This is a genomic window from Psychrobacillus sp. L3, assembly GCF_042945595.1.
Classification (GTDB): Bacteria; Bacillota; Bacilli; order Bacillales_A; family Planococcaceae; genus Psychrobacillus.
Window position 1 is genome coordinate 159,235 of sequence record NZ_CP168493.1, and the last position, 12,195, is coordinate 171,429.

11 protein-coding genes and 1 riboswitch are annotated in these 12,195 nt (G+C 36.1%); of the genes, 10 read left to right on the forward strand and 1 reads right to left on the reverse strand.

Going from position 1 to position 12,195, the window contains the following annotated elements:
• The first annotated feature begins 95 nt into the window (after positions 1–95).
• From ACEPXD_RS00815 to ACEPXD_RS00835, 5 genes are all read left to right on the forward strand, one after another.
• Positions 96–1,739 (forward strand): pyridoxal phosphate-dependent decarboxylase family protein, encoded by a 1,644-nt coding sequence (locus ACEPXD_RS00815; protein ID WP_391118988.1) that lies wholly within the window; start codon positions 96–98, stop codon positions 1,737–1,739.
• Positions 1,723–3,426, forward strand: a complete 1,704-nt coding sequence (locus tag ACEPXD_RS00820) for a methyl-accepting chemotaxis protein (RefSeq protein ID WP_391118990.1) — start codon at positions 1,723–1,725, stop codon at positions 3,424–3,426. The genes ACEPXD_RS00815 and ACEPXD_RS00820 overlap by 17 nt, the downstream gene beginning before the upstream one ends.
• A 508-nt stretch (positions 3,427–3,934) precedes the next feature.
• Positions 3,935–5,161 carry an MFS transporter gene (locus ACEPXD_RS00825; RefSeq protein WP_391118992.1) on the forward strand — a complete coding sequence of 409 codons (1,227 nt, stop codon included), beginning with the start codon at positions 3,935–3,937 and terminating at the stop codon, positions 5,159–5,161.
• A gap of 68 nt (positions 5,162–5,229) precedes the next feature.
• Positions 5,230–5,327, forward strand: a riboswitch (guanidine-I (ykkC/yxkD leader).
• Positions 5,328–5,395: 68 nt separating this feature from the next.
• Positions 5,396–5,737: a DMT family transporter gene (locus ACEPXD_RS00830; protein ID WP_391118994.1), complete on the forward strand. Its 342-nt coding sequence runs from the start codon at positions 5,396–5,398 to the stop codon at positions 5,735–5,737.
• A complete protein-coding gene (locus ACEPXD_RS00835) occupies positions 5,737–6,051 on the forward strand; it encodes a DMT family transporter (RefSeq protein ID WP_391118996.1) in 315 nt (104 codons plus the stop codon). Before ACEPXD_RS00830 ends, ACEPXD_RS00835 begins: the two co-directional genes overlap by 1 nt.
• A 70-nt stretch (positions 6,052–6,121) precedes the next feature.
• Here the strand turns inward: ACEPXD_RS00835 and ACEPXD_RS00840 are convergent, their stop codons facing one another.
• Complete coding sequence (locus tag ACEPXD_RS00840) at positions 6,122–6,298, reverse strand: hypothetical protein (RefSeq protein WP_391118998.1); 177 nt, start codon at positions 6,296–6,298, stop codon at positions 6,122–6,124.
• A 254-nt stretch (positions 6,299–6,552) separates the two neighbouring features.
• Here ACEPXD_RS00840 and ACEPXD_RS00845 point away from each other — a divergent pair, with 254 nt between their 5' ends.
• The 5 genes from ACEPXD_RS00845 (at position 6,553) to ACEPXD_RS00865 (ending at position 12,059) form a co-directional block, all read left to right on the forward strand.
• Positions 6,553–8,217 (forward strand): hypothetical protein, encoded by a 1,665-nt coding sequence (locus tag ACEPXD_RS00845; protein ID WP_391119000.1) that lies wholly within the window; start codon positions 6,553–6,555, stop codon positions 8,215–8,217.
• A gap of 100 nt (positions 8,218–8,317) precedes the next feature.
• Positions 8,318–9,157, forward strand: coding sequence for a MerR family transcriptional regulator (locus ACEPXD_RS00850; protein ID WP_391119002.1), 840 nt, complete (start codon positions 8,318–8,320; stop codon positions 9,155–9,157).
• A 73-nt stretch (positions 9,158–9,230) separates the two neighbouring features.
• A complete protein-coding gene (locus tag ACEPXD_RS00855; RefSeq protein ID WP_391119004.1) occupies positions 9,231–10,409 on the forward strand; it encodes an MFS transporter in 1,179 nt (392 codons plus the stop codon).
• A gap of 14 nt (positions 10,410–10,423) precedes the next feature.
• Positions 10,424–11,155 (forward strand): SDR family NAD(P)-dependent oxidoreductase, encoded by a 732-nt coding sequence (locus ACEPXD_RS00860; RefSeq protein ID WP_391119006.1) that lies wholly within the window; start codon positions 10,424–10,426, stop codon positions 11,153–11,155.
• 79 nt (positions 11,156–11,234) lie between these two features.
• Positions 11,235–12,059: a squalene/phytoene synthase family protein gene (locus tag ACEPXD_RS00865; protein ID WP_391119008.1), complete on the forward strand. Its 825-nt coding sequence runs from the start codon at positions 11,235–11,237 to the stop codon at positions 12,057–12,059.
• Positions 12,060–12,195 lie beyond the last annotated feature (136 nt).

The following is a 12,195-nucleotide window of genomic DNA, read 5'->3' on the forward strand; positions in this document are numbered from 1 at the left end:
TTTTTATAGGAAGGGAGGTTTATAATAGAATTAAGTATTATGTACTATTAACTGTAAAAGATGGATGTGAAATATGAACTATGAAAGGTGATCAAATGAAAAACATACAACAGCTTTTCCAAAGTGAAGACGGCAATATTAAGCAAAGAGAACAACTATTGGGGTTTGTAGAAAAAATATTAACTTCAATGGATAGCTTAAAAGATCCAAATAAAACGATGCTGGGACCACTTCAAGAACGCTCAGCAAACTTTTATAAAGAGATAATGGAAGATTTCGAAGTGCCTGAGGAAAGCAGAGGAATGGATCAAGTTGTGGGAGAATTGACTGACTTGATGAAGGGTCATCCGTATCATACAAAAAACTTCGTAACAAATGTTTTACCAATGGCAAGTATTCCTGGTGTCCTAGGTCAACTTACAAATTCTTTATTGAATGGTAATAACTTATGGGATGTTTATGGACCAGCAGCAGCTGAATGTGAAGTAAAAGTGGTCTCCATGATGTCGAAATTAGTTGGGTATGACTTTACGGAAAGCTTCGGATATACAACTTGGGGTGGACAAGGAGCTGTATTTAGTGGCTTGCGTATAGCAATAGCAAAACAATTCCCGCATGCTAAAGAAGAAGGAGTTCCAAATAATTTATATTGCTTTGCATCTGAAAATGCTCATTATAGTTTGTTGAAGTCAGTTGAGGCAGTTGGTATTGGGAGTAATCATCTAGTACGTGTCAAAGCAGGTGCGGATCATTCTATGGATATGGAAGATTTGAAAATGCGCTTAACGGAAGTAATCGAAAAAGGCGGCATTCCTGTTTATATCGTTGCTACTACTGGTGCAACAGATAACTTTGCTATTGATGATGTTAAAGCAATTAAAGAAATGGCAACAACATTCGAAGTCAAATATGATTTGAAACCGATACATATTCATGCGGATTCTGCTTTAGGCGGTTTTTATGCTTTCTTCAATGATTATGATTTTGCAAATAACCCACTGCACTTTGAGCGAGATGTTCTTGTAAATTTGCAAAATATACGTGAACGTATGCAGTATATTTCATTGGCAGATAGTTTATGTTTTGACTTCCAAAAGCTTGGACAAACGCCTTACTTAACGAGTTTGTTTTTAGTGAAAGAAGGAAAATATTTAGGTTTATTAGACCTAGAAGATTTTGATACACCATATGTAGGTAATCGTGGCTACGGGTCTTATCATACAGGTTATACATTAGAATGTTCACGTATGGGTAGTTCGATTGCTATTTATGCCGCATTGTTGGCGTTTGGTAAAACTGGATATCAACAACTATTAGCAAATTACGTACGTGTTAATTTAGTATTCCGTGAGCAATTAGCAATAAGGATCCCTTCGTTACAAGTGGTAAATGAGCCGAATATCGGACCAGTTACAGCATATCGATACTATTCGGTAGGTTTGAATTGGCAAGGAGAACAGTCTGGCAATTATACGCTTGCACAAGTTCAAGAGATCAATGCTTTAAATGCATCGCTATTTGAAGTACTAGGAAAACATCGCGATGACGTATTTTTTGGGGACACAACGCGCGTTTGCACGGTAGCGGTTTCTGATTCTGACGAACTAGTGCCTGTTGCTGCAGCAAAATTCTTTTCTATTTCACCATATACCGAAGTGCAACATATCCCAGCGATGATTAATTCTCTTCAACAATCAATTGAGACATTGGAGGCTACACAACTTGAAACTGTTTACTAAAATGAAAAGTTCAATGTTATATAAAAATATTTTAGTCTTTATTATTCCGATTGCCATATTTTCTGTTATTTTTAGTGTGGTTTTATTTGGCACATCTAGAATGATTATTAATGATTATGTGATCAAGCAATTTGAAGCGACGTTAAAATTGGTATCCAATGATGTTGTGGACAATCTAGATAAGGAACTGCTTGTTGAAGCAGATGATGATGATAATAAGGGCGAACAATACAGTACACTGTTAAATAAATTAAATGACGCGAAAGCAAAACATAGCGTTGAAAATGTATATGTACTTTCTCGTTCTAATGGCCAGGAGCATATTGTTGCTTTAAGTGATACAGAATCTCATAATGAAGATTACGCTTTTGACCCGAAAATGAACGATGCAATTGATCAAGATAAAGTAGAGATTAGTGATATTTATACAGATGAGTATGGGGTTCATAAATCTATTTTTGTACCGTTTAAAGGAACAGATATTATTTTTGGTCTAGATATGGATGCATCTTTTATCTCTAAATTGCAAACAACCATTGTTTGGCTTAGTTTTGTTATAACATTCATTTTTGTTGCATTAGGTGCTTTGATTGGTTATATCGTAAGTAAAAAAATTACTAATCCGATTAAAGCTCTTAATGGTTTTGTAGATGAAGTTGCTAAAGGAAATTTAGCAATCAAGGGTATAAACATAAAAGGGACAGATGAAATTGCTCAGCTATCTCGCGGAATTCACAATATGACAGATGATCTACGTTCTTTAATCGCCAAAATTGGAGAAAATGCAGAGATGGTGGCAGCAACATCGGTCGAATTATCAGCGGGCTCCGAACAAACAAGCGCTTCTATTCAACAAATTACTTCTTCGATGCAAGAAGTAGCCGTTGGATCAGATAAACAGGCAACAGCTATAGATGAAGTGGAAAATAATATTACAGCTATTTCTTCAGAAATGAATCAAGTAGCTTCAGATGCTAGTAGTGCATCTTCCAAAGCATTAAATACATCCAAAATTGCGGAAAAAGGGAATCACACAATTCGTAGTGCAGTACAAAAAATGGATACTACATCGGAAGCCATCCACGAGACTTCAGAAGTAGTGAAACGCTTAAGCGAATATACTCAAGAAATTGGTGAGATTGTTTCATTAATTACTGAAATAACCGATCAAACAAACCTTCTGGCATTAAATGCCTCTATTGAAGCGGCTCGTGCAGGTGAACATGGAAAAGGATTTGCGGTTGTTGCAGAAGAAGTGCGAAAATTGGCCGACCAATCACGTGGAGCGGCCAATAAAATTAGTACACGTATTGAAACAATAAAAGCAGAATCATCACACGCGGTTAAATCGATGGCAATTAGTTATGATACCGTCAAGGATAGTGCCGTTACGTTCGATGAGGCGGGTAACGCATTCGAAGAAATTTCCATTGCGGTGACAGAGTTAACCGAACAAATGAATGACGTCAACCATGCAATTGGAAATATGAACAAAGGTGTAAGTAATATTGCTAGTTCGATGGAACAAGTAAGTGTTATTTCTGTTCAAACATCAGGTAATATCCAAAACGTTGCAGCGGCTTCTGAGGAACAAGCAGCTAGTATGGAAGAGATTACAAATTCTTCAAATAACTTAGCGGGTATGGCTGAACAATTACGAGATGCCGTTCATAAATTTGATCTATAATATGTTAATGAAAAAAGATTCAATGGCCATATTTATGACCATTGAATCTTTTTGTATATAGAGACAGCTAGTGGGGAGCTATTCGTGCTAGGTGTTTTGATAAAATGATAAGTAATATGAAATTGAGCAGTTGGACTTACTTTAGGTGCTGATAACGACTGTTTAGGCGCACAAAGATTCGTTAGGTGTTTATAAGTAAAGTCTTTCATCTCGCTAAGGCACTTCTGGCTACTCTTGCACTGGTGTAGTCAAGGTTTAGTCCAAAGCACTCTCGAATTTGGAGAAGACAAGATGCCCTTAAATGGTGCTTGTTCTTTTCTTAAGTTACACCTATTTAGCTTCTAAAATGGTTTTAATATATGAATAAGTTCAGTAATTTGAATGAGTTCCTATCAAGACCTATGACTGAATCCGTAAGAGGGATTTTCTATTATAGTAAAAATAATAAGAATATTGTGGAAGTGATTACAAGTTTAAAGTTGCTTCACAATATAAGGGGTGCACTACTATGAAAAGTTTATATAACGATTCCTGTTTCCGATTAATTATTTTTGCTAATATTTCTTCCTCTATTGGATCTGGAATAACCATGATTGCAATACCATGGATGCTGGTAACAAGTACAAATGGAAATGCAGTATTTGGTTATGTAACTATCTGTATGACAATTATAAGTTTCATCGTTACACCATTTATAGGGAATCTAATTGATAGGATGTCTCGAAAGAAACTACTGTTAATGAGTGAAATCGTTTGTTTTGTATTGTTGTTATTTTTTTCATTCATCGGTTTTTTGGGATTACCCTATGAAGTTTGGCATTATATGTTCATTTACATGATAGGGAGTATGTATTACACCATTTTTTATCCTACTATGTTCGCGTTAAATCAAGAAATCTTTAACAAAGATCAGTACAAATCATTAAATGGAACAATGGAAGTTCAAGGGCAGATTTCAAGTGTAATTGCTGGAGGCTTAGCAAGTATTTTATTATCCATTTGGGATTTACAATACATACTGCTACTTGACGCACTAACTTATGGAGCTGCAATCTATTTTTACTTAAAATTACCGTATACTCAAACTAATCTTAGTAACACCTGTAAAATCGCTAGGTCAAAAGGTACAGAAGGTTTAATGTATATGTTAAAACGACCATCTATGTTCTTGTTTCTATTTTTTTCTATCATGCCTTTTATTGGAGTTATGATTACGAATTACTTATTTCCTGTTTATTTATCAGATGTGCTAAAAGCTTCTGGAAGTTTATATGGCACTCAAAGTATGATTTATGGAATGGGAGCAATAATGGCCGGAATTATCGTACCTACTATTGCTAGGAAATTTGGGGACGAAAAAACAATCATATCCTGTGTAATTACTTACACGATTGCGATCTCCTTAATTGTATTGGCTAATGTTCCAGTGTACTTATCACTTATGTTCTTTATTGCTATAGGTAATAGTGGAGCAAGAGTTGCCAGAAATTCTTTCTTGATGGACCAAATCCCTAATGAAATAATCGGAAGAATTGATAGTATTTTTCGGTCAATCGGACTACTCTTCAGAATTGTACTACTCGCTATCTTTACAGGAATGGTATCAACTGGTCTAATTATGTATTGCTTTATCATACTCAGTGGATTATTAATTACTGCTTCCATTTTCGTAATTTTTTCTTGGAAAAAGGGTTTTAAATTAAATGAGAAAGATATTAAAATCGTCGTGGGATAGGGTTAGATAAATTCTCATATCCTTGTATAAGTCTTTAATATATGTATAATATAAAATAATTGGATATGTAAATCGTTTTCTAGGGTTCCGCAACGAGTGAGTTGGTCTGAGACCGAGAGAAAACTCACAGCTTGCTGTGTCACGGAAGGATAAAAGCCTGGGAGAAACTGTTAGACAGTTATCTCTTAGGCTTTTTTGTTTTTATTTGAAGATTAGAAAGAGGGATTTATTTAGATGAATACCGATTGGATAAAGGTTTTTATTGCCGCTTTTTTTGAAGTTTTTTGGGTCATTGGGTTAAAACATTCAAGTGGTTTTTGGACCTGGACAGGAACAGTTATTTCGATTTGTATCAGTTTCTATTTAATGATTATGGCTGGACGAAAACTTCCAGTTGGAACTGTATATGCAGTTTTTGTAGGAATGGGTACAGCGGGTACTGTCATTTCGGAAATGTTATTATTTGGAGAAACATTTAAAGTGAGCAAAATAATTTTGATATTACTACTATTAGCAGGTGTAGTTGGACTAAAGCTGGTAACAAGCGACAAAGTCCAAGAAGGAGATGAGTTATAATGGCATGGATTTCTCTCATTATAGCGGGATTGTTTGAAATGTTCGGTGTCACGATGATTAACAAATTACATAAGGAGCGTAACTTGCATTCGCTATCTCTACTCTTTCTCGGATTTGGAGGAAGTTTTCTATTTCTTGCATACGCAATGAAAACACTTCCTATGGGGACTGCTTATGCGATTTGGACAGGGATTGGCGCATCTGGTGGAGCCATTTTGGGGATGCTTTTATACGGGGAATCGAAAGACTGGAAACGAATCGTCTTTATAGCGATGGTTTTAAGCGCAGCAATTGGACTAAAACTGGTTTCGTGAGAATATACAGTAAAAGACCTAGTGAGAAAGTTTATTCACTAGGTGTTACTTCCATTGATTTTTTCTGTCATTATTCAGAAATTTTTTGCTTTCGATTTAATAAATAAAATGCCGTTCCTGCAATGAATAAACCTGTACTGAGCCACATCGCTATACCATTCCATTCTCCATTGAATAATGTAATATTCGTCAAAGTAATAAACTGCATTAAAAGGATAATTATATACAGACCGGTTATTGGTTTCATGTGTTTTCCTCCTTCCTTGTAATTGTGAGTCTCTTTTCTACCCCTTCATGTTTTTAAAATCGTTGAAAGCATCCAATTATGTTTATATATGGGTTTCGATATTTATATCCAGTGTATCATGTATACTAAATAACCTCTATTTTTATTTCAGAAAATTCATATAATAAAGAGGCTTTTTCATAGTATAATTCTGAAACTATTGTTCTTTTTAACCGTATAATAGTGTGTAGAACAAGAGGAAGAAGGATGATTGGATGACGTTTGTTTTTATGATTTCGGCAGTCGTAGCAGTTATTACTGCTTTATTAGTCGTACCGTTAACAGCTAAAAGTAAAGGTACGACGTCTTCTATCGGTGGTATAGCGATTTTAACATTTATCGTATTAGCGACTGTATATTATGTGACAAATTTGGATCGGAACTGGACAGCTTTATGGCCTTGGCTTGTACTTGCTACGTTTGCCGGAACAAGTATTTCAAGAGGGAAAGAGCAAAAAGCAAAAGGTGTGCTCTTCCTAGGAAGTTTAGCAGTAGCTATTTTTATGTTGTCCGCGCCGGTTTGGAATGCAAATGAAAAGTATGAAATAGCTAAAATGGATGAACAGGTGGAGATTCAACCATTTGATGAAACAAAAACGCCTGCAAGTGTACCTCCTAAATTTGCACGAAATAAAATGAAAAAAGCATTTGGGCAAGTTCCAAACACAAGTTACTATGAGCTGGGCCATTTACAAATTCAAAAAGTAAAAGATGAATATGTATATATTGCTCCAGTAGAGTTTTCTGGATTTTTCAAATGGATGAATGGAGATGTGACACCAGGTTATTTTACGATGAGTGCAACAGATTCTTCGGATAATCCCAAATTCGTTAAAGCAGAGATGAGTTACACACCGTCCTCATTCCTTCATAAAGATTTGGAAAGACATATGCGGATGAAGTACCCAACTAAGATTTTTTACGGGGATCCTCAGTTAGAGATTAATGAAGATGGAAAACCTTATTATATTCGTTCTTATGGGAAGTTTATCACTGCCCGGAACGGTTTTGATGTGGACGGGATAGTTGTTGTGGATCCTGCTACAGGTCAAACAGATTCTTATAAGTTAGATGATGTGCCAGCTTTTATTGATGGAGCTGTATCACCAGAAGCGGTCAGCTTGCAAAACAGTTATTACGGGAATTATATCCATGGTTTTATTAATAGTATTATTGGAAAAAAAGACGTAAAACTACCTTCAGATGAAGGAACAGTAGCGAATGTTAGTCCTATTTTCGGTGAAGATGGTAGAATGTATTACTTTACTGACTTTACAAGTCCGAAAGAAGGCGTCGATTCGATGCTTGGCTACTCCTTAACAGATGGTCGGACTGGTAAAGCGACGTACTACACGGGGAATCTAGAAGACTCCTATATGGATTCTCAAGGTGCACTACAAATCATTGAAAAGAAATTTATCGAAAAGAAATGGGCAGGAGAAATGCCTGTACTCTACAATTTCTATGGAGAGGCTAGCTGGTTAACACCAGTACTGGATTCGAATGGGTTCTTACAAAACTATTTCATCGTGTCTGCTGCAAATCCGGAAATTTCGGTATATGGTAACACGCCAAACGAAGCATTGAAACTATATAAAACGGCACTTCAACGAGGCGGAAGCTCAGTTGATGGGAGCTCCAATGCGGAAGAAAAGTCAGTAACTGGAACTGTTTTAAGGGTATTCAAGGAACGTGTCGGTGACTTCACTCAAATATCTTTCTTGTTGAACAATAATCAAAGCTATATTGTATCTTCTGAAGTAGCCCCACTTGCAGTTTATTTGCAAGAAGGTGATAGCGTACAAGTGAGATTCTTAAATACGGGAGAACTATTCTTACCTGTTAAAGAAGTGACGATACGAGGGATTGAGAATAAATAAAAAACCGAATATAAGTAGTATCGAGCTATCCTAGTTTTCTGGGATAGCTTTTATAATATAATAAACAGAGGTACGGCATCCAAACAAAAGGAGTGGTTACGTGAAAGTTCATTACTTAACAATCGGAGAAGTAGCCAAACTAAGTAACTTATCCATTCAAACATTACGCTACTATGATCGAATCGATTTGTTTAAGCCGATTGAAATTGATCCCAAGAATAAGTATAGATATTATCAAAATACCCAATTATATTATTTAGACATTATTAAATCTTTAAAGTATCTTGGCCTCTCATTGGACGAGGTTAAATCGGTACTCACGTTGAAACCAGAAGAATTAGTCGCTTATCTCGCCGATCAAGAGAATAGAATTGATCAAGAATTCCAAAGACTGCTCGAAACGAAAGAAGTGCTACAACGGAAAAAAGAACAAATTCAAACGTTCGTTTTAGAATCGAACAAAATGACCGTTTGTATAAAAAAAATGCCAGTACAAAAAATAGTGAAAATAAAAACCTCGAATATAAGTGTTCATGATATACCAAACAAGGAATATGGCCTTATAAGTAAAGTGCTGGAAGACGAGGGAAGCGTTTTTGATACATTGTATGGGGGAGCATATAGTTTAAAAAGATATAGCTCCATGGATGATATTAATTATGATTATTTATTTACACATACTGTGAAAGATAGTAAACCTAATTTGAATTTCGAGGAAGTAGAAATCACTTCATTGCCAGCGGGAAATTATCTTAGTATCACATTTGCCTTAAGGGATGATGCATACCAAGCTTGTTACAACAAATTGATGGATTATTTGGAGCATCATCATATGAATGCGGTGCCGATCGTGTACGATATTTGGATGCCAATAAATTCTACAGCTTCCAAAGAGGATGAATTTTTAGTTGAGCTCAAAATACAAATTCAAGCTACTTGACCCTATAGTCACTATAGGGTTTATTTTTATAAACAGACAGACATACTTTAGCTGAATAATAAGGAGCATGAAAATGGATAGTCAAAAAAGTGGTTTGAACAATACAATATATTTAGTGCTAGTGAATTTATTTGTTGTATTTTTAGGGATAGGATTAGTTATTCCCGTTTTCCCTACATTGATGAGGGAAATGCACTTAGAAGGTTCTTCAGTTGGTTACTTAATGGCAGCTTTTGCGTTCATTCAATTATTAGTATCGCCTATAGCTGGAAAATGGGTTGACTCGTTTGGACGAAAAAAAATGATTGTTATAGGTATGCTTCTTTTTGGTGTGTCGGAAATGCTTTTTGCTCTGGGACAAGATGTGAAGATGCTTTATCTTTCTCGAATGTTAGGGGGCGTTAGCGCAGCATTCATTATGCCTGCAGTGACAGCCTTTGTGGCAGATATTACTTCATTAAGGGAACGACCGAAAGCGATGGGCTATGTTGCAGCTGCTATTAGCACAGGGTTTATCATAGGCCCTGGAATTGGTGGGTTTTTGGCTGAACATGGAACAAGATTACCTTTCTTTTTTGCAGCAGTTTTAGGTTTTTTAGGATCTATTTTTTCATTAATTATACTGAAAGAGCCAAAAAGACCAGAAAGAGCAGAGAAGGAAACAGATAAACGAGTAGCAAAATCAGGATTCCGTAAAGTATTGGAACCAATTTATTTAATCCCTATGATTATCATACTTGTATCTAGTTTTGGATTAGCAGCTTTCGAAACCGTCTATTCTCTTTTCGTCGATCATAAATTTGCATTTACATCAAAAGATATTGCATTAATTATTACAGTTAGCGGAATTTTAGGTGTCATTGCTCAAGTTTTATCTTTTGACCGTGTTGTAGCAAAAATTGGTGAAATTAGATTGGTCCAAATTTGTATGGGGGTATCGACCATATTCATATTTGCTATGATTAAAGTGTCAGCGTACTGGTCGATATTAGTGGTGACATTTGTTATTTTCTTAATGTTTGATATTATACGCCCTGCATTGACAACGTATTTATCTAAAATAGCAGGTAATGAGCAAGGGTTTGTAGGTGGTTTAAACTCCACATTTACGAGTGTAGGAAATATTATAGGTCCTAGTATTGCAGGGGTTTTGTTTGACGTGAATATCGATTATCCTTACGTCCTAGCAATGTTTGTACTTGCACTGAGCTTTCTAATCTCTTTATTTTGGAAAGACAAGAAAATCAATTAGGGATGGATGAAAAAATGAAGACGTATATTATTACTGGAACGACGAGTGGAATAGGTTTGGAGTTAGTGAATCAATTATTAGAGGCTGGACATACTGTTTATGGGATTGCCCGTAAAGAAAATGATATAGAGCATCGGCACTATCATCATGTTTTATTAGATTTAACAGAAACATCTAAGCTAGCTGACACGGTGAAGGAAATAATAAACGAGGCATCTCCAGAAGTAAGTTCTTTTACTCTCATTAATAACGCGGGGACAATTGAGCCTATTGGAATGGCTGGAGAAATAGATGGTGATTTAATTGCGAAAAGTATTGCTGTTAATTTGACAGCACCGATGGTATTAACAGGTGCTTTTGTTAAAGCGTTAGCAGAAAAAGAGATGCCGAAAAAAGTTGTTCAAATATCATCTGGAGCTGGTCGAAACGCACTAGATGGTTGGAGCAGTTATTGTGCTGGAAAAGCAGGACTAGATAGATTTACAGAAGCGGTAAACTTAGAAGAATCGAACAAACCTAACGGAGTGCGATTAGTATCGATTGCACCAGGAATTATTGATACAAACATGCAACAGACGATTCGCCAATCGTCCACAAGTGCATTTCCGTCAGTAGAACGTTTTAAAGAATACAAAGCATCTGGTCAGCTCAGCAATGCAAAAGACGTAGCAGAAAAGTTAATCGGGTTTATCGAAAGTGATCAATTTTACAAAGTAGAAGTTCTAACTGATCTGCGCAATTTATAAGATCTAGTCATTTTGTCTTTTCACCAAAATCCGATACAATAGTACATAGAGTATTTGATAGTGAAATGGAGGACTCGTTGTGCGTGAAGTAACAGCTTTACAAAAAGAAGCAATGGACATGCTTAAAAAAACAAGTAGAACTTTTTATATTCCAATCACTTTTTTAGAACCGAAACTAAAAAAGGCGGTTGCTTCTGCTTATTTATGCATGCGTGCAATAGATGAAATAGAGGATCACGAAGCATTAGGATCTCAAGAGAAACAACAGTTACTGCTTGCGACTAGTAAAATGCTTGTAACTACCGAATTTGATACGAAAGAATATGAACAACTTGTGGAGCCATTTAAAGAAATACTGCCAGAGGTTTCGCTCAGATTGGGAGATTGGCTTGCCATTTGCCCAACCGATCTAGTAGAGAAAGTAAAAGAATCTACAAGTGAAATGGCTGAAGGAATGGCCAATTGGGTAGAGAAAAACTGGCAAGTGAAAACGAAAGAAGATCTCGATGAGTATACCTATTATGTAGCAGGCCTTGTGGGAGTGATGCTTTCTGATTTATGGAAGTGGAATTCCGACATTGACACAGACCGTGACCTTGCGATTGCATACGGACGGGGTCTTCAAGCGGTAAATATTTTGCGAAATAAAGACGAAGATAGCGAACGAGGCGTACAGTTCTTTCCAGAAGGATGGACTCGTGAAGATATGTTCCACTATGCAGAAGGCAATTTAGCGAAAGCAGACGAATACATCAAGAGTATCAATCGCAAAAGTATCGTACTATTTTGCAAGCTACCACTTGCACTTGCGCACAAAACATTAAAAGCGTTGAAGAGCGGAAAAGAAAAAATGACTCGTGCTGAAGTTGAAGCTACTGTGGAAGAAGTACAGGCAGAGGTTTAATAAATGTGACTATCCAACATGGGGTAGTCTCTTTTTTCGATATCAACAAACAATTGATATTGATAATCATTACTAGTTATTGATTGTATTAAAAAAGATTGTAGAAGTATACTTATATAAGTAGGTGAATATATGC

Excerpts from the sequence above, each read along its gene's own strand:
- ACEPXD_RS00815 (WP_391118988.1), top strand. The coding sequence starts at position 96 with ATGAAAAACATACAACAGCTTTTCCAAAGTGAAGACGGCAATATTAAG.
- ACEPXD_RS00825 (WP_391118992.1), top strand. The coding sequence starts at position 3,935 with ATGAAAAGTTTATATAACGATTCCTGTTTCCGATTAATTATTTTTGCT.
- ACEPXD_RS00830 (WP_391118994.1), top strand. The coding sequence starts at position 5,396 with ATGAATACCGATTGGATAAAGGTTTTTATTGCCGCTTTTTTTGAAGTT.
- ACEPXD_RS00835 (WP_391118996.1), top strand. The coding sequence starts at position 5,737 with ATGGCATGGATTTCTCTCATTATAGCGGGATTGTTTGAAATGTTCGGT.
- ACEPXD_RS00840 (WP_391118998.1), bottom strand. The coding sequence starts at position 6,298 with ATGAAACCAATAACCGGTCTGTATATAATTATCCTTTTAATGCAGTTT.
- ACEPXD_RS00845 (WP_391119000.1), top strand. The coding sequence starts at position 6,553 with ATGACGTTTGTTTTTATGATTTCGGCAGTCGTAGCAGTTATTACTGCT.
- ACEPXD_RS00855 (WP_391119004.1), top strand. The coding sequence starts at position 9,231 with ATGGATAGTCAAAAAAGTGGTTTGAACAATACAATATATTTAGTGCTA.
- ACEPXD_RS00860 (WP_391119006.1), top strand. The coding sequence starts at position 10,424 with ATGAAGACGTATATTATTACTGGAACGACGAGTGGAATAGGTTTGGAG.